Genomic DNA, 16713 nt, shown 5'->3' with positions numbered 1-16713 from the left:
CAGGATGGCAACAAAGGACCCAAGCCTATGCGATCCGACCGTTCGACGATGGCAGTCATGCGCGCGCTGCGCTGGACCATCCTGGCTCCGGCAGTGGCGGCCCTTTGTGGATGCAGTGCCGTGCTGATGTCGCCGGGCGGCGACCTGGCCGTCCAGCAGCGCAACCTGATCCTGATCTCGACAGGATTGATGCTGCTGATCATCGTGCCGGTAATCGTGCTGACCCTGCTGTTCGCGTGGCGCTACCGCGCCTCGAACCCCGGCGCCCCGTACAACCCCGACTGGGACCACTCCACGGTGCTGGAACTGCTGATCTGGTCGGCGCCGCTGCTGATCATCATCGCGCTGGGCGCCGTTACCTGGGTCAGTACCCATAAACTCGACCCGTACCGCCCGATCGAGCGGCTCGATCCGCAGCGAGCCGTGCCCGCCGACGCACAACCGCTGACGGTCGAGGTGGTTGCACTCGACTGGAAGTGGCTCTTTCTGTACCCGGAACAGGGCATTGCCACCGTCAACGAAGTCGCGGCGCCGGTCGACCGCCCTATCCGCTTCCGCATCACGTCTTCGACCGTGATGAATTCCTTCTTCATCCCCTCGCTGGCGGGCCAGGTATATGCCATGCCAGGCATGGAGACCAAGCTGCATGCGGTGATGAACCGCCCCGGCGAGTACGAAGGCTTCTCCGCCAACTACAGCGGCGCGGGCTTCTCGCACATGCGCTTCCGCTTCCACGGCATGAGCCATGACGACTTCGACCGCTGGGTTCAGCGCGTGAAAAGCAGCGGCGCCCCGCTGTCGCGCGATGGCTACGTGCAGCTCGAACAGCCCAGCGAGCGCGACCCCGTGCGCCACTACGCCAGCGTCGCGCCCGACCTCTTCGATGCCATCCTGAACCGTTGCGTGCGCGCCGGGCAGATCTGCACCAAGGACATGATGGCCATGGACGCACGCCGCCAGGCGGGCGGCGCGCTCGGCGCCGTCTGCACCGCAAGCAATACGCCGAAAGCGCCGTTCGATCCGGCCGCTCCGTACAGTGAACGCAGCGCGGTGGCGCTGCAGTAGCACATAGCAGAACCGGGTTGCAACCGCCCCGAGAGACCTACACCTGGCCCTGGAGGACAACATGCAGGAGCGATCCGAACTCGCCACGCTTATCTTCGGCCGCCTGAGCTGGGAGGCCATACCGCTGCACGAGCCGATCCTGCTGGGCACCTTCATCGTCGTGGTCATCGGCGGACTCGCGTTGCTGGGCGCGGTGACCTACTTCCGCCTGTGGGGCTATCTGTGGCGCGAGTGGTTCACCAGCATCGACCACAAGAAGATCGGCATCATGTACGTGATCCTGGGGATCATCATGCTGCTGCGGGGTTTTGCCGACGCCGTCATGATGCGCATGCAGCAGTCGGTGGCCTTTGGCGATAACCTCGGCTTCCTGCCGCCCCACCACTACGACCAGATCTTCACCGCGCACGGCGTGATCATGATCTTCTTCGTGGCCATGCCGCTGGTGACGGGGCTGATGAACTTCGTGGTGCCGCTGCAGATTGGCGCGCGCGACGTGGCCTTCCCCTTCCTCAATAACTTCAGCTTCTGGATGACCACCGGCGGCGCCGTGCTGGTGATGATGTCGCTGTTCGTCGGCGAGTTCGCGCGCACCGGGTGGCTCGCATATCCGCCGCTGTCGGGCATCGTCCATAGCCCGGATGTTGGCGTCGACTATTACCTCTGGTCATTGCAGGTGGCGGGGGTCGGGACCGTGCTGTCCGGCATCAACCTGATGGTCACCATCGTCAAGATGCGCGCGCCCGGCATGACGCTGATGCGCATGCCGATCTTCACGTGGACCGCACTGTGCGCCAACGTGCTGATCGTGGCCGCGTTCCCCGTGCTGACCGCGGCACTGGCCATGCTGGCGCTCGACCGCTACCTCGGCATGAATTTCTTCACGGCCGATCTTGGTGGCAGCGCCATGATGTACGTGAACCTGATCTGGATCTGGGGGCACCCGGAAGTGTACATCCTGGTCCTGCCAGTATTCGGCGTGTTTTCCGAGGTGGTTTCCACGTTCTGCCAGAAGCGGCTGTTCGGCTACGCGTCGATGGTCTATGCCACGGTCGTGATTACCGTGCTGTCCTACCTGGTCTGGCTGCACCACTTCTTCACGATGGGGTCGGGGGCGAGCGTCAACTCGTTCTTCGGCATCACGACGATGATCATCTCGATCCCGACCGGGGCGAAGCTGTTTAACTGGCTGTTCACGATGTACCACGGCCGCATCCGCTTCGAGGTGCCGATGCTGTGGACCGTCGGCTTCATGGTCACCTTCGTGATTGGCGGCATGACCGGCGTGCTGCTGGCCGTCCCGCCCGCCGACTTCTCGCTGCACAACAGCCTGTTCCTGATTGCCCATTTCCACAACGTGATCATCGGCGGCGTGCTGTTCGGGCTGATGGCCGGCATCACGTACTGGTTCCCGAAGGCCTTCGGCTACAAGCTCGAGCCGTTCTGGGGCAAGTGCTCGTTCTGGCTCTGGCTGGTGGGCTTCTACTTCGCGTTCATGCCGCTGTACGTGCTTGGCATGAAGGGCGTGACCCGCCGCATGAGCCATTTCGAAGACCCGTCGCTGCAGGTCTGGTTCCTGCTCGCGGCGTTCGGCGCGTTCCTGATCGCGCTCGGTATCGGCTGCTTCCTGATCCAGCTGGTGGTCAGCTTCATCAACCGCGAAGCGCTGCGCGACGTCACCGGCGATCCGTGGGATGGCCGCACGCTGGAATGGTCCACGTCATCGCCACCGCCTGCCTACAACTTCGCCTTCACGCCGATCGTCCATGACACCGACGCATGGTGGCAGATGAAGGCGCATGGCTACGAGCGTCCGGCGCAGGGCTTCATACCGATCCACATGCCCAAGAATACGGGCGCCGGCATCATCCTGGCGGGGCTTGCCACGGTCTGCGGGTTCGCGCTGATCTGGCACATCTGGTGGCTGGTGGTGCTGGCGTTCGGCGCCACGATTGTCTCGGCGCTCGTGCACACCTTCAACTACAAGCGCGACTACTACATCCCGGCCGATACGGTCGGCAACACGGAGGCGGCGCGCTCGGCGCTGCTGACCCGCCATGCCTGATACGACTGCCCCGTTCCCCGCTGGCCGCGCGCAGGCCGCACCGCCCGCCCCGCCCCACGCCGTGCCATCCGGCCATGGCATCGACGAGGGCGAACTGCGCTTCTACATGACCAGCGAGTACCACGTGCCCAACGGCACGTTGCTCGGGTTCTGGATCTACCTGATGAGCGACTGCCTCATCTTCGCGTGCCTGTTCGCCGCCTACGGCGTGCTCGGGCGCAGTTACGCGGGCGGCCCGACCGGCGCCGAGTTGTTCGACCTGCCGCTCGTGGCGCTGAACACGTCGTTCCTGCTGCTGTCGTCGATCACATACGGCTTCGCGATGCTGCAGATGCAGCAGGGCCGCGTCGGCGGCACGCAGGGCTGGCTGGCGATCACCGGCGTGCTCGGCGCCTGCTTCCTTGGCGTGGAAATCTACGAATTCGTCCACCTGGTCGGCGAAGGCGCCGGGCCGTGGCGCAGCGGCTTCCTGACCTCGTTCTTCTCGCTGGTCAGCACGCACGGGCTGCACGTGACCTTCGGCATCATCTGGCTCATCACGCTGATGGTGCAGGTGCGCCTGCACGGGCTGATCCCCGAGAACCGCCGCCGCCTGATGTGCCTATCGATGTTCTGGCACTTCCTGGACGTGGTATGGATCGGCGTGTTCACGTTTGTCTACCTGATGGGAGTGCTGCCATGAATGCCCAGGACAACACGCTCGCCCACGGCCATGACGGCCACGAGGGGCACGATGGGCATGGCCATGACGACAGCCACATCCACATCTCGATGAGCGGCTATGTGACGGGCTTCGTGCTGTCGGTGATCCTGACCACGATTCCGTTTTGGCTCGTCATGGGCAAGGTGTTCGAGAAGTCGAGCACCACCGCGATCCTCCTGCTGGCGCTCGGCGCCGTGCAGATCGTCGTGCACATGATCTATTTCCTGCACATGAACGCCAAGTCCGAGGGCGGCTGGAACATGCTGGCGCTGATGTTCACGCTGGTGCTCGTGGTGATTACGCTGAGCGGCACGCTGTGGGTCATGTTCCACCTGAACTCGAACATGATGCCGGGGATGGAGCGCTGACGGCACCGGCGACAGACGTCAAGGTACCCCAAAGGCGCCCCCCGCAAGGCGCCTTTTTCATCACATAACGCAATGTTTCCTGAAATCATCAGCGATTTCAGCAACAAATGCCAAGGCATTGTCATTAATCTGCCCGCTCCTTGCTGTTAAGCGGGCGGCCATTGCCTGGCCCTTCCCGCCCCTGCCCGCGTCAACCTCCACGAGATGACATTTCGCGTTCCGGCCATGACCTGACCGCGCACGCGTTTTGGCCGGAACAGCAAAGCTCACTGCGCCGCATCGCCCCACAAGGGCGGCGCGGCCTTCTGATGAACGGAGACAACGACACATGAGTGCAAATACAGAGCATTTGCAGCGGGGGCTCGGCGAACGCCACATCCGCCTGATGGCATTGGGATCGGCCATCGGCGTAGGGCTGTTCCTGGGCTCGGCCAATGCCATCAAGATGGCCGGGCCGGCTATCATGCTGGCCTACCTGATCGGCGGCGCGATGATCTTCCTGATCATGCGCGCGCTCGGCGAAATGGCCGTGCACAACCCGGTGGCGGGTTCGTTCTGCCGCTACGCGCAGGATCATATGGGCCCGCTCGCCGGCTACCTGACCGGCTGGAACTACTGGTTCCTGTGGCTCGTGACCTGTGTGGCCGAGATCACGGCCGTGGCCATCTACATGGGCGTCTGGTTCCCCGACGTGCCGCGCTGGATCTGGGCGCTCGCCGCACTGACCACGATGGGCTCGGTTAACCTGCTGACGGTCAAGGCCTACGGCGAGTTCGAGTTCTGGTTCGCCATGATCAAGATCGTGACCATCGTGCTGATGCTGTTCGGCGGCGGCGCGATGATCGTGTTCGGGCTCGGCAACGGCGGCATTGCGACCGGCATCAGCAACCTGTGGGCGCACGGCGGCTTCATGCCGAACGGCGCCAGCGGCGTGCTGATGTCGCTGCAGATGGTGATGTTCGCGTACCTCGGGGTCGAGATGATCGGCCTGACCGCCGGCGAGGCGAAGAACCCGCGCAAGTCGATCCCGGACGCGATCAACTCGGTGTTCTGGCGCATCCTGATCTTCTACGTCGGCGCGCTGTTCATCATCCTGTCGCTCTATCCGTGGAACGAGATCGGCGCGCAGGGCAGTCCGTTCGTGATGACGTTCGAGCGCCTTGGCATCAAGACCGCGGCCGGCATCATCAACTTCGTCGTGCTGACCGCCGCGCTGTCGTCATGCAACGGCGGCATCTTCAGCACGGGCCGCATGCTCTACAACCTGGCCCAGCAGGGGCAGGCGCCGGCGGCATTCGCCCAGGTCGACCGCAATGGCGTGCCGCGCCGCGCGCTGCTGGTCTCGATCGGCGCTCTGCTGTGCGGCGTGCTGCTGAACTACCTGGTGCCAGAGAAGGTGTTCGTCTGGGTGACGTCGATCTCGACCTTCGGCGCGATCTGGACCTGGGCCATCATCCTCGTCACGCAGATGCAGTTCCGCAAGAACCTGTCGGCGGCCCAGCGCGACAAGCTGGCGTTCCGCATGCCGTTCTGGCCATATGGCTCGTGGATCGCGCTGGCCTTCCTGGCGCTGGTCATTGCGCTGATGGCTTATTTCCCAGACACGCGCATCGCTCTGTATGTCGGCCCCGCCTGGCTGGTCCTGCTGACGGTGCTGTACTACCGCCTTGGCATGCAGGCTCGCGGCCCGGTTACTTACCAGGGCTGACCGGCATTCCCGGCGGGTGCGCCAGCGGACGCCCGCCGCTACAATGGCCCCCGGGCAATCCATCGCCAGGGGGCCAGATGTCCGAACTCTACGCCGCGCCACTCCACCATGACGGGGCGGCCGACCCAGACGCACGCCGTGGCGGCGTCACTGCCGCAAGAGCCAACTCGGCGGAAGATGCCGTCGCACGCGCCGCCGCCGTGGCCGATACGGTCGCGCGCACCGCGGTCGAGCAGGCGGACCTCGCCATGCGCCACTGGACCGACCCCACGCCGGGTCCGGTACGGATCGGCTCCGCGCAGCATCTGCGCATGTTCAGCAACATGCTGCTGCAGACCCACAATCCCTATAAACCGGCCGTGATCGAATGGCCGACGCTGTCGCCCGACGCACTCGCGCGCGTGACCTCGCTGCCGATCTGGGACATTGCCGTGCAGACCGAGGGCCGCGCCTCGATCCGCGTGAAGACCTTTGCCGAAACCGTCGCCGACCCCCTGCTGCGCAGCGCGCTGGACATGGACGGCGGCGAGGAGGCGCGCCACAAGGTTGTGCTGTCGAAGCTAGTCGAGGCCTATGGCATTCCGCTTGCGCCGGAACCCGACTACCCGCCGCCGGACGATCCGGAATGGGGCTGGCTCGTGACCGGCTACAGCGAATGCATCGACAGCTTCTTCGCGTTTGGCCTGTTCGCCATGGCTAAACGCTCGGGCTATTTCCCGGCCGAGCTGGTCGAGACGTTCGAGCCGGTGATCCAGGAGGAAGGCCGGCACATCCTCTTCTTCGTCAACTGGGCCGCGTGGTATCGGCGCAACCTGCCCTGGTGGCGCCGGCCGCTGTTTGCGCTCAAGGTGGCGCGCGTGTGGGCGTTCCTGATCTGGGAGCGCATCGGCATTGCGCGCGGGATCGATGCAGATGGCGTCGCGCAGGATGCCAATTTCACGATGAACGGCTCCGAAGCGCTGGGCGATTCGCTGTCGCCGGGCGCGATGATCGACCTCTGCGTGGCCGAGAACGACAGGCGCATGGCCGGCTACGACGAACGGTTGTTGCGGCCCGAGACGGTGCCGCGTCTCGCCCGGCTCGCGCGCCGCTTCGTAAAGTGATCATGACAGCCGCGTTCGCACTGTCCCTGGCATCGCTGGCCATCTGGTGTGTCCTGCTGTTCGGCCGTGCGGGCTTCTGGCGCATTCGCAAGCCCGCGCCGGTACCCGCCCCTCCGGCATGGCCCGAAGTGGTAGCCATCGTTCCGGCGCGCAATGAGGCGGAAGTCATCGGGCGATGTGTGGCTGGCGTGCTCGGCCAGAAATACCCCGGAAAGCTGTCATTGGTGGTGGTGGACGACCACAGCCATGACTGCACCTCCGAAATCGCGGCCACCGCTGCGACTGCCACGCCCCGGCGCGATGCGCTATCGGTAGTTTCGGCCCGAGATCTGCCTTCTGGCTGGAGCGGCAAAGTATGGGCGCAGTCCGAGGGGCTCGCCGCCGCCGATCGCATCGCACCGGGCGCTGCCTACGTATGGCTGACCGATGCAGACATCTGGCATGGCCCCGAGGTACTCGGGGAGCTGGTAGCGCGCGCCGTGCATGAACGCCGCGACCTGGTGTCGCTGATGGTGCGGTTGCGCTGTGCTTCCGCGTGGGAACGGCTGATCGTGCCGGCTTTCGTCTTCTTCTTCGCCAAACTCTATCCGTTCGAACGCGTGCGCAATCCACGCAGCGCTGTATCCGCCGCTGCGGGCGGCTGCATGCTGGCCAGCCGCGCGGCACTGACGCGCATTGGCGGGTTCGCCGCTATTCGCGGCGAGTTGATCGACGATTGCAGTCTCGCGGCAAGAATCAAGCCGGGCGGCGCAATCTCGCTCGACCTCGCAGACGACAGCGTGTCACTGCGGCCCTATGACGACTGGCGCAGCCTGTGGGATATGATCGCGCGCAGCGCCTACACGCAACTCCGCTATTCGCCGGTCCTGCTGGCCGGCACCGTCGTGGCCATGACGTTGACGTATCTGGCGCCCCCAGTGCTGGCGTTGGCCGGCGGTGCGCGGCTGTGGCCGGCATGGCTCGCGTGGGCGGCCGTGGCACTGGCCTATATGCCGATGCTGCGCGAGTACCGCCAGCCGTGCTGGCTGGCGCCGCTGTTGCCGCTGACGGCCCTGTTCTATCTTGGCGCCACGCTGGATTCCGCACGCCGCTACTGGCTGCGCCGCGGCGGCCAGTGGAAAGGACGCAGCCAGGCGCCCGCACGGTCCTGAGCCCTCAGCGCAGGTAACCGGCCTCGCGGAACCAGTCCAGCGCGTCGCGCAGGCCATCAATATAAGGACGCGGCTGATAGCCAAGCTCCTGCCGGGCCTTGTCCGAGCGGAAAAACATCCGGTACTTCGACATATGGAGCCCATCCACGGTGACAAAGGGCTCTTTGCGCGTGATGCGCGCCACCGCCTCCGCGGCATGCGCCAGCGGATACAGCGGCCAGCGCGGCAGTTGCACGGTTGGCGGACGGCGTCCGCACAAATCCGCGATATCGCGCAGCATCTGCTGCAGCATCACGTCGTCACCGCCCAGGATGTAGCGTTCGCCGATGCGGCCTCGCTCCAGCGCCTGGAAATGCCCGGCGGCGACGTCATCGACATGGACAAGGTTGAGCCCGGTCTCGACAAAGGCCGGAATCTTGCCGGTCGCGGCCTCGACGATGATGCGTCCGGTCGGCGTAGGCCGGACGTCCCGCGGCCCGATCGGCGTGGACGGATTGACGATCACGGCCGGCAACCCGCGCTCGGCGACCATGCGCTCGACCACACGCTCGGCCAGCACCTTGCTGCGCTTGTACGCGCCGATGGCCTCGTGCGGTGTCATGGCGGCCGTCTCGTCGACCGGCGCCGAGGCACCCGCCACCCGCAACGTCGCCACGCTGCTGGTATAGACAACGCGCTCTACCCCCGCCTCCTGCGCGGCTTCCATGACCGCCATGGTCCCGTCGACATTGGTGCGGACGATTTCCTCGGGATCAGGGGCCCATAGCCGATAATCGGCCGCCACATGGAACAGGTAGCGCACCCCGCGCATGGCGGACGTCAGCGCGGAGGGGTCGCGCATATCTCCCTCGATCACCTCGACGGGCAGACCATCCAGATTGGCGCGCGGGCTCGTCGCCCGCACCAGCGCGCGCACGCGCCAGCCGCGCGCCAGTGCCTGCCGCACTACCGCGGATCCGAGAAAACCCGATGCACCTGTCACCAGCGCGTAATCGTTTACGGTCATAACCCCGTTTCATCGTGAGATGGGAATGCCGCCCGACTGAGAGGGCTCCCAGACATTTCCGGCGCGGCGGGTATATAGTAACCACCATGTGTCGGAAATGTGATTTCTGTACACCATCCCATTCACTGAAACCCATTGACGGGTCGGGGGGCCTACCGTATGCAGGTGATTCTTGCTCAACCCCGAGGTTTCTGTGCCGGCGTCGTGCGCGCGATCGAAATTGTCGACCGCGCACTCGTCAAGCATGGAGCTCCGGTGTTCGTGCGGCACGAGATCGTGCATAACAAGCATGTCGTGGAGGGGTTGAAGAACAAGGGCGCGCGCTTTGTTGAAGAACTCGACGAGGTCCCTGCGGGCGCCGTCACCATCTTCAGCGCGCACGGCGTATCGCGCGCCGTGGTGGCCGACGCCGGCCAGCGGCAGCTGCACGCCATCGACGCCACCTGCCCGCTGGTGATCAAGGTGCATAACCAGGGCCGCCAGTACGCGGCCAGCGGCCGGACCGTGATCCTGATCGGCCATGCCGGCCATCCCGAGGTCGAAGGCACCATGGGCCAGATTCCCGGCAAGGTGATCCTGGTCCAGAACGAGGCCGAGGTCGAACGGCTCGACCTGCCTGCGGACACCCCGGTCGCCTACGTCACCCAGACCACGCTCAGCGTCGACGACACCCGCAATATCATCGCCGCGCTGGCCCGCCGTTTCAGCAACATGGTCGGCCCCGACACGCGCGACATCTGCTATGCCACGCAGAACCGGCAAAGCGCGGTGCGCGACCTGTGCAAGGTGGCCGACGTGATCCTGGTGATCGGCGCCACCAACAGTTCCAATTCCAACCGGCTGCGCGAGATCGGCACTGAAAGCGGCGTGCCCAGCTACCTGATCGCCGACGGCAGCGAACTCGATCCGGCGTGGGTGACGGGGGCCAATATCGTCGGCATTACCGCCGGCGCCTCGGCGCCCGAGGAAATGGTCGAAGACGTGATCAACGCGCTGCGCCACCTGGGCCCGGTGGATGTGTCCACCATGGAAGGCCGCGAGGAGCATGCCGAATTCCGCCTGCCCGCCGAACTGGCCGATGTCCGGCCTGCCGCAGCCGCGACCGAGCCAGTCGAGAAAGTCCCCGGCTGAACCAGAATAAAAGGAAGTCCCCTTGCCTATCCCGTTCCTGCAGGTCGCCCGCGTGGGCGCCTACATTGTCGGCAAGCATCTGGCGCGCCAGAAGCGCTATCCGCTTGCGCTCATGCTGGAGCCGTTGTTTCGCTGCAACCTTGCCTGCAATGGCTGCGGCAAGATCGACTACCCGGATCCGATCCTGAACCAGCGCCTGTCGGTCGAGGAATGCCTGGGCGCCGTCGATGAATGCGGCGCGCCCGTGGTGTCGATCGCCGGCGGCGAGCCGCTGCTGCACAAGGACATGCCCGAAATCGTGCGCGGCATCATCGCGCGGCGCAAGTTCGTCTACCTGTGCACCAACGCGCTGCTGATGGAGAAGAAGCTGGACCAGTACGAGCCCAGCCCCTACTTCGTCTGGTCCGTGCACCTGGACGGCGACCGCGAAATGCATGACCACTCGGTCAGCCAGGAAGGCGTCTATGACCGCGCAGTCGAAGCCATCCGTGCCGCCAAGGCGCGCGGCTTCCGCGTCAATATCAATTGCACGCTGTTCAACGATGCGAAGCCCGACCGCGTGGCAAGCTTCTTCGACACAGTCAAGGAAATGGGCGTCGACGGCATCACCGTCTCGCCCGGCTACGCGTACGAGCGCGCGCCGGACCAGCAGCACTTCCTGAACCGCGGCAAGACCAAGCAGCTGTTCCGCGACATCCTGAGCCGCGGCCGCGGCAAGAAGTGGTCGTTCAGCCAGTCGACCATGTTCCTGGACTTCCTGGCCGGCAACCAGACCTACCACTGCACGCCGTGGGGCAACCCGGCGCGCACGGTGTTCGGCTGGCAGCGGCCTTGCTATCTGGTCGGCGAAGGCTATGTGCAGACCTTCAAGGAGCTGATGGACGAGACCGACTGGGACGCCTACGGCACCGGCAACTACGAGAAGTGCGCCGATTGCATGGTCCACAGCGGCTACGAGGCCACCGCGGTCGCCGATACGTTCGCACATCCGCTCAAGGCGCTCGGCGTGAGCCTGCGCGGCGTGAAGACCGACGGCGCAATGGCTCCGGACATCCCGCTCGACAACCAGCGCCCCGCCGATTACGTATTCTCGCGCCACGTCGAGATCAAGCTGGCCGAGATCGGCCGGGCCCAGCCGCGCAAGGAACGGCCGGCCCGGGCAGAGACCTCCGAAGCCCACTAAATCTTCATGCCCGCGGAAGCAGCGGCCATGGCCGCGACCCTGCTTGGCAGTGCGCTGACCTGCGTGTCGGCGGGCTATGCCGTGGCTGCCGCCGTGCTGACGCGGCGCGCCGGCGCACGTGCGCCGGCTGCCGCAGCGGCCGGCGAAGTCCGCGCCAGCGTGCTCAAGCCACTGTGCGGGGCCGAACCACGCCTGTACGACAACCTGGCCACGCTGTGCCGTCAGTCCGTCACGGGCTACCAGGTCGTGTGCGGTGTGCGCGACCCGGACGACCCCGCCATTGCTGTGGTGCGACGCCTGCAGCAGGATTTTCCGGATATCGACATCACGCTGGTCATCGACCCGCGCGTGCACGGCAGCAATCTCAAGGTCAGCAACCTGATCAACCTGGCCGCCCATGCGCGGCATGACTTGCTGGTTGTGGCCGACAGCGATATCGCCGTACCGCCGGACTATCTGGCACGCGTCGCCGCGCCGCTGGCCGACCCTGGCGTCGGCATCGTCACCTGCCTGTATCGCGGCCGCCCGGTCGACGCTTTCTGGGCGAAGCTCGGCGCGCAGTTCATCGACGACTGGTTCGCGCCGTCGGTACGCATTGCCCATGCGGGTGGTTCGCGCCGATTTGCCTTCGGGGCGACCATTGCATTGCGGCGTGACACGTTGACGCAAATCGGCGGCTTCGCGTCGCTGTCCGACCGGCTCGCCGACGACTTCTGGCTTGGCGAGCTGACCCGGCAGGCGGGGCTGCGGACCGTACTGTCCGATATGGTCGTCACCACTGACGTGACCGAGACGCGGCTGCCCGAACTGTGGACGCATGAATTGCGATGGCTGCGCACCATCCGGTCGCTGAATCCGGCGGGATTTGCGTTCACGTTCATTACTTTTACGTGGCCGATGCTGGTGGTGGGGGTGGTGTTGTCGCCGGCAGAATGGACGACAGCCATTGCCGTAGCAGGCGCCCTTGCGCGCAGTGCGATGGCAGGCACTCCGACCACAGCGTTGCGGGCACCATTGCGGGACACACTTCTACTTATCGGCTGGGCCGCAGCCTTGGGCGGCCAGCGGGTCCGGTGGCGGCAACAAGTTCTCTCCGTGCAGGACCCGGCATGACCCAGAGACACATCGTGACCAACACAAGACAGCGCCGCGGCTCTCTTCCGTATGTAGCTTTTTTGACTACGACCGTAGTCGAAAAAGCTACATACACCCCAGCTGACCTGAACCTGACAACATCGAAGCCGCTATGAAAAAAACCCTGTTCCTCCAGGCCCCTTCCTTCGACGGCTTTGACGGCGGCGCCGGCTCGCGCTACCAGGCCAAGCGCGAGATCAAGTCGTTCTGGTATCCGACCTGGCTGGCCCAGCCGGCAGCGCTGGTGCCGGGCAGCCGCGTGCTGGACGCACCCGCCGACGAACTGACGCCGCAGCAGACGCTGGATATCGCCGTCGACTACGACCTCGTCATCATCCACACCAGCACGCCGTCGTTCCCGACCGACGCCAAGTTCGCCGAGGAACTGAAGAAGCGCAAACCCGGCGTGATGATCGGCATGGTCGGCGCCAAGCCGGCGGTCGACCCGGGCGGCACGCTCGGCGCCAGCGGCGCAATCGACTTCGTCTGCCGCGAGGAATTCGACTACACGTGCCAGGACGTCGCCGCAGGCAAGCCGCTCAAGGACATCCTCGGCCTGTCGTATCGCCTGCCCGATGGCTCGCTCGAACACAACGGCCAGCGGCCGATGATCGAGAACATGGACGAGCTGCCGTTCGTGGCGCCCGTGTACAAGCGCGACCTGAAGATCGAGAACTACTTCATCGGCTACCTGAAGCACCCATATGTGTCGATCTACACGGGGCGCGGCTGCCGCTCGCGCTGCACGTTCTGCCTGTGGCCGCAGACGGTCGGCGGGCACCGCTACCGCACGCGCTCGGCCGAGAGCGTGATTGCCGAAGTGAAATGGATCAAGGAGAACATGCCCGAGGTCAAGGAGATCATGTTCGACGATGACACCTTCACCGACTTCAAGCCGCGCGTGGAGGAAATCGCGCGCGGGCTCGGCAAGCTCGGCGTCACGTGGTCGTGCAACGCGAAGGCCAACGTGCCATACAGCACGCTCAAGATCATGAAGGAGAACGGCCTGCGCCTGCTGCTGGTCGGCTATGAGTCGGGCGACGACCAGATCCTGCTGAACATCAAGAAGGGCCTGCGCACCGATATCGCGCGGCGCTTCACCGAGGATTGCCGCAAGCTCGGCATCCAGATCCACGGCACCTTCATCCTGGGCCTGCCCGGCGAAACGCAGCAGACGATCGAGAAGACCATCGCCTACGCCAAGGAAATCAACCCGCACACCATTCAGGTGTCCCTGGCGGCGCCCTACCCCGGCACGACGCTGTACCAGCAGGCGGTCGACAACGGCTGGCTTGAAGAGAACAAGGTCATCAACCTCGTCAACGACAAGGGCGTGCAGCTCGCGGCGATCAGCTACCCGCACCTGTCGAAGGAAGAGATCTACCACGGCGTGGAGCGCTTCTATAAGCAGTTCTATTTCCGCCCCGGCAAGATCTGGGAAATCGTGCGCGAGATGCTCGGCAGCTGGGACATGATGAAGCGGCGCCTGCGCGAAGGCGTGGAGTTCTTCCGTTTCCTGCGATCCCACGAGGCCTGATTCTGCAGTCTCTTAGCCCCGCCACCGCCGCGCGCCCCGCGCGCGGCCTGATCATCACCGCCGACGACTTTGGGCTGCACACCGCCGTCAATGAAGCGGTGGAACTCGCGCATCGCGACGGCGTGCTGAACGCCGCCAGCCTGATGGTGTCCGCGCCGGAAGCCGCCGATGCGGTGGCGCGCGCACGACGCTTGCCGTCGCTGCGCGTGGGCCTGCATGTCGTGCTCGCCGATGGCCCGGCCATGCTGCCACGCGCGGCCATTCCCGACCTCGTCGATGCGCAGGGTCGCTTTGGTTCGGCGATGGCGCGTGATGGATGCCGCTTCTTTTTCCTGCCGCATGTACGCCGGCAACTGGCCGCCGAAATCCGCGCTCAGTTCGAGGCATTCGCGGCCACCGGCCTGCCGCTTGATCACGTCAACACGCACAAGCATTTCCATTTGCATCCGACTGTGCTGTCGCTGATCCTGTCGATCGGCCGCGAGTTCGGCCTGCGTGCCATGCGCCTGCCGCTGGAATCCGATGCGCCGTTACTGCTGCGCCCGTGGCTCGCGCTGCTGCGCGGACGATTGCAGCGTGCCGGCATCGCGCACAATGACTACGTGGTCGGCATCGCACGCAGCGGCGCCATGGATGAAGCGGTGCTGCTCGCCGCGCTCTCAAAGCTGCCGGAAGGCATCGGCGAAATCTATCTGCATCCGGCCGTCACATCGGGCGCGGCCATCGCGCCGACCATGGCCGGCTACCGCCACGCCGATGAACTGGCCGCGCTGCTGTCGCCACGCGTGCGCGCGGCCCTCGATGCGGCCGGTGTGCGGCGCGGCGGCTTTGCCGACGTGCTCGCGCCGGCCTGACCCCTCTTACATGAAACGCATTGCTTACCTGACCGGCCTGCTGGGCCTGCTCGCGCTCACGGCGCTTGTCGTGCATGAGGGCATCAGTGATATCGCCACCGTGATGGCACAGGGCGGCTGGCTCCTGCTGTTGCTGGTGCCGCTGCACGCGCTGCCCCTGCTGCTGGACGCGCAGGGCTGGCGCGTGCTGCTGACATCGGCCGATCCTGACGAGAAAGCGGGCCTGGGCTTCCTGTGGTGGGTCGCCACCGTGCGCGAAGCGGTGAACCGCCTGCTGCCCACCATGAGCATCGGCGGCGAACTGGTCGGCGTGCGGCTGAGCCGGCTGCGCATCCACGACACGACCGCGGTCACGGCGTCCATCGTGGTCGAAGTCATGATCACGCTGTTCGCGCAGTACCTGTTCTCGGCGCTCGGCGTGCTGATGCTGATCGCCGCGCTGCAGGACAGCGGCCAGGCCTGGATCATCCTGGCCGGGCTGGCGCTGTCGCTGCCGGTGCCGGTAGCCTTCGCACTGTCGCTGCGCCACACGGGACTGTTCGAAAAGCTCGAAGGCGCGGCGCGCAAGCTGTTCGGCGAGGATCACCGCATCGTCGCCATGATCGATGGCGCACGGCTCGATGCGCAGATTCGCGCGCTGAACCGGCGCCGGCGCGAACTGCTGGCTGCGCTGGGCTGGCAGTTCGTGGGCCTTGTCAGTGGCACGCTCGAAATCTGGTTTGCGCTGATGCTGCTGGGGCACCCGGTGCCATTCTGGCAGGCCATGGCGATCGAGGCCCTGACCCAGGCCGTGCGCCACGTGGCCTTCTTCGTGCCCGCGGGGCTCGGCGTGCAGGAGGCCGTGGTGCTGCTGCTGGGCCAGGCGCTGGGCATGGACGCGCATGTGTCGCTGGCGCTGGCACTGGTCAAGCGCGCGCGGGAAATCCTGTTTGGCGTGCCCGCGCTGCTGTCGTGGCAGTGGGTGGAGTTGCGCCGCTGGCGGCGCGGGGTGGCGGAAAGCGCCGCCCGGTGAAGTACCGGCGGGTCAGCTGGCTCCCACCTGCCGCGCGTTGTGGTTGACCAGGTACTGCACCAGCCCGTCGACGCCGCCGCGCGCGACGATATCGGCGAACTGCTTGCGGTACACCTCGATCAGCCAAGCGCCCATCATGTTGATGTCGTAGATCCTCCAGCCATTGGGCGTCCGCTGCAGCCGATAGTCGATCTGCATCTCGTCGCCGTTGTTGAGCACGCGCGACTCCACCACCACATCACCGGAGCCACCCGCAGCCTGCGCCGGCTTGAAGCGGAACTTGACGTTCTGCTCGCGCAGTTGCGCCAGCGACACCGCATAGCTGCGCACGAGCAGTTGCGTGAATTGTTCGCTGAGTTGCTTCTGCTGCTCCGGCGTGGCCGTGCGCCAGGCGCTGCCGACCGCGAGCCGCGTGGTGCGCCCGAAATCCGTGTAGGGCAGAAATTGCTTCTGGACCACCGCAGTGATCTTCGCCATGTCGCCGCCGCGGGTTTCGGGATTGGACTGGATGGTCGTGATCACGCCTTCCACGGCCGCCTGCACCAGGCGCTCCGGCGCGGCCTTGAGATCGGTGGGCTGCGCCGTCTGCGCCTGCACCGTGGCAACCATGGCCACCGCCGCGACCGGCGCAAGGGAAATCAAACCGAATCTGTTCATGCCGATGTGTGCTGCAAGAAGCGTTTGAAAGAGACC

At 65.5% G+C, this 16713-nt stretch carries 15 protein-coding genes; 13 read left to right on the top strand and 2 right to left on the bottom strand.

Annotated features, from left to right (window positions below; translation table 11 throughout):
• The first annotated feature begins 27 nt into the window (after positions 1-27).
• The 7 genes from cyoA to K2O51_RS09250 all read left to right on the top strand — a co-directional run bounded on the left by cyoA (position 28) and on the right by K2O51_RS09250 (position 8163).
• A complete protein-coding gene (cyoA, locus tag K2O51_RS09280) occupies positions 28-1065 on the top strand; it encodes a ubiquinol oxidase subunit II (protein ID WP_011301004.1) in 1038 nt (345 codons plus the stop codon).
• Positions 1066-1126: 61 nt separating this feature from the next.
• Complete coding sequence (gene cyoB / locus K2O51_RS09275; protein WP_140953016.1) at positions 1127-3130, top strand: cytochrome o ubiquinol oxidase subunit I; 2004 nt, start codon at positions 1127-1129, stop codon at positions 3128-3130.
• Positions 3123-3812 (top strand): cytochrome o ubiquinol oxidase subunit III, encoded by a 690-nt coding sequence (gene cyoC, locus K2O51_RS09270; RefSeq protein WP_011301006.1) that lies wholly within the window; start codon positions 3123-3125, stop codon positions 3810-3812. Before cyoB ends, cyoC begins: the two co-directional genes overlap by 8 nt.
• Positions 3809-4201 (top strand): cytochrome o ubiquinol oxidase subunit IV, encoded by a 393-nt coding sequence (gene cyoD / locus K2O51_RS09265; RefSeq protein ID WP_011301007.1) that lies wholly within the window; start codon positions 3809-3811, stop codon positions 4199-4201. The genes cyoC and cyoD overlap by 4 nt, the downstream gene beginning before the upstream one ends.
• A 328-nt stretch (positions 4202-4529) precedes the next feature.
• Positions 4530-5909, top strand: a complete 1380-nt coding sequence (locus K2O51_RS09260; RefSeq protein ID WP_220630112.1) for an amino acid permease — start codon at positions 4530-4532, stop codon at positions 5907-5909.
• 248 nt (positions 5910-6157) lie between these two features.
• Positions 6158-7012, top strand: a complete 855-nt coding sequence (locus K2O51_RS09255) for a ferritin-like domain-containing protein (RefSeq protein ID WP_220630683.1) — start codon at positions 6158-6160, stop codon at positions 7010-7012.
• Between the two features lie 2 nt (positions 7013-7014).
• On the top strand, positions 7015-8163 hold the full coding sequence (locus K2O51_RS09250) for a glycosyltransferase (protein ID WP_220630111.1): 1149 nt from the start codon (positions 7015-7017) through the stop codon (positions 8161-8163).
• Positions 8164-8167: 4 nt separating this feature from the next.
• Here the strand turns inward: K2O51_RS09250 and hpnA are convergent, their stop codons facing one another.
• Positions 8168-9169, bottom strand: coding sequence for a hopanoid-associated sugar epimerase (hpnA, locus tag K2O51_RS09245; protein WP_140953298.1), 1002 nt, complete (start codon positions 9167-9169; stop codon positions 8168-8170).
• Positions 9170-9328: 159 nt separating this feature from the next.
• Here hpnA and ispH point away from each other — a divergent pair, with 159 nt between their 5' ends.
• The 6 genes from ispH to K2O51_RS09215 all read left to right on the top strand — a co-directional run bounded on the left by ispH (position 9329) and on the right by K2O51_RS09215 (position 16020).
• On the top strand, positions 9329-10300 hold the full coding sequence (ispH, locus tag K2O51_RS09240; RefSeq protein ID WP_011301012.1) for a 4-hydroxy-3-methylbut-2-enyl diphosphate reductase: 972 nt from the start codon (positions 9329-9331) through the stop codon (positions 10298-10300).
• 22 nt (positions 10301-10322) lie between these two features.
• Entirely contained in the window at positions 10323-11483 is a 1161-nt protein-coding gene (gene hpnH / locus K2O51_RS09235) for an adenosyl-hopene transferase HpnH (protein WP_011301013.1), read from the top strand.
• A 27-nt stretch (positions 11484-11510) separates the two neighbouring features.
• Complete coding sequence (gene hpnI, locus K2O51_RS09230; RefSeq protein WP_245001803.1) at positions 11511-12596, top strand: bacteriohopanetetrol glucosamine biosynthesis glycosyltransferase HpnI; 1086 nt, start codon at positions 11511-11513, stop codon at positions 12594-12596.
• A 133-nt stretch (positions 12597-12729) separates the two neighbouring features.
• Positions 12730-14154: a hopanoid biosynthesis associated radical SAM protein HpnJ gene (gene hpnJ / locus K2O51_RS09225; protein WP_220630109.1), complete on the top strand. Its 1425-nt coding sequence runs from the start codon at positions 12730-12732 to the stop codon at positions 14152-14154.
• Positions 14155-14201: 47 nt separating this feature from the next.
• Positions 14202-15008 (top strand): hopanoid biosynthesis-associated protein HpnK, encoded by an 807-nt coding sequence (gene hpnK / locus K2O51_RS09220; RefSeq protein WP_220630682.1) that lies wholly within the window; start codon positions 14202-14204, stop codon positions 15006-15008.
• A 10-nt stretch (positions 15009-15018) separates the two neighbouring features.
• On the top strand, positions 15019-16020 hold the full coding sequence (locus K2O51_RS09215) for an HpnL family protein (protein WP_011301017.1): 1002 nt from the start codon (positions 15019-15021) through the stop codon (positions 16018-16020).
• A gap of 12 nt (positions 16021-16032) precedes the next feature.
• Here the strand turns inward: K2O51_RS09215 and K2O51_RS09210 are convergent, their stop codons facing one another.
• Complete coding sequence (locus K2O51_RS09210) at positions 16033-16677, bottom strand: MlaC/ttg2D family ABC transporter substrate-binding protein (RefSeq protein ID WP_220630108.1); 645 nt, start codon at positions 16675-16677, stop codon at positions 16033-16035.
• Positions 16678-16713: the final 36 nt, after the last annotated feature.

It is taken from the genome of Cupriavidus pinatubonensis, from assembly GCF_019602855.1.
Lineage (GTDB): Bacteria > Pseudomonadota > Gammaproteobacteria > Burkholderiales > Burkholderiaceae > Cupriavidus > Cupriavidus pinatubonensis.
This window is presented reverse-complemented; position numbering and strand designations above follow the sequence as displayed.

Bases quoted from the DNA above. Each gene is read 5' to 3' on its own strand.
- cyoA (WP_011301004.1), top strand. From the start codon at position 28: ATGCGATCCGACCGTTCGACGATGGCAGTCATGCGCGCGCTGCGCTGG.
- cyoB (WP_140953016.1), top strand. From the start codon at position 1,127: ATGCAGGAGCGATCCGAACTCGCCACGCTTATCTTCGGCCGCCTGAGC.
- cyoC (WP_011301006.1), top strand. From the start codon at position 3,123: ATGCCTGATACGACTGCCCCGTTCCCCGCTGGCCGCGCGCAGGCCGCA.
- cyoD (WP_011301007.1), top strand. From the start codon at position 3,809: ATGAATGCCCAGGACAACACGCTCGCCCACGGCCATGACGGCCACGAG.
- K2O51_RS09260 (WP_220630112.1), top strand. From the start codon at position 4,530: ATGAGTGCAAATACAGAGCATTTGCAGCGGGGGCTCGGCGAACGCCAC.
- K2O51_RS09255 (WP_220630683.1), top strand. From the start codon at position 6,158: ATGCGCCACTGGACCGACCCCACGCCGGGTCCGGTACGGATCGGCTCC.
- K2O51_RS09250 (WP_220630111.1), top strand. From the start codon at position 7,015: ATGACAGCCGCGTTCGCACTGTCCCTGGCATCGCTGGCCATCTGGTGT.
- hpnA (WP_140953298.1), bottom strand. From the start codon at position 9,169: ATGACCGTAAACGATTACGCGCTGGTGACAGGTGCATCGGGTTTTCTC.
- ispH (WP_011301012.1), top strand. From the start codon at position 9,329: ATGCAGGTGATTCTTGCTCAACCCCGAGGTTTCTGTGCCGGCGTCGTG.
- hpnI (WP_245001803.1), top strand. From the start codon at position 11,511: ATGGCCGCGACCCTGCTTGGCAGTGCGCTGACCTGCGTGTCGGCGGGC.
- hpnJ (WP_220630109.1), top strand. From the start codon at position 12,730: ATGAAAAAAACCCTGTTCCTCCAGGCCCCTTCCTTCGACGGCTTTGAC.
- K2O51_RS09215 (WP_011301017.1), top strand. From the start codon at position 15,019: ATGAAACGCATTGCTTACCTGACCGGCCTGCTGGGCCTGCTCGCGCTC.
- K2O51_RS09210 (WP_220630108.1), bottom strand. From the start codon at position 16,677: ATGAACAGATTCGGTTTGATTTCCCTTGCGCCGGTCGCGGCGGTGGCC.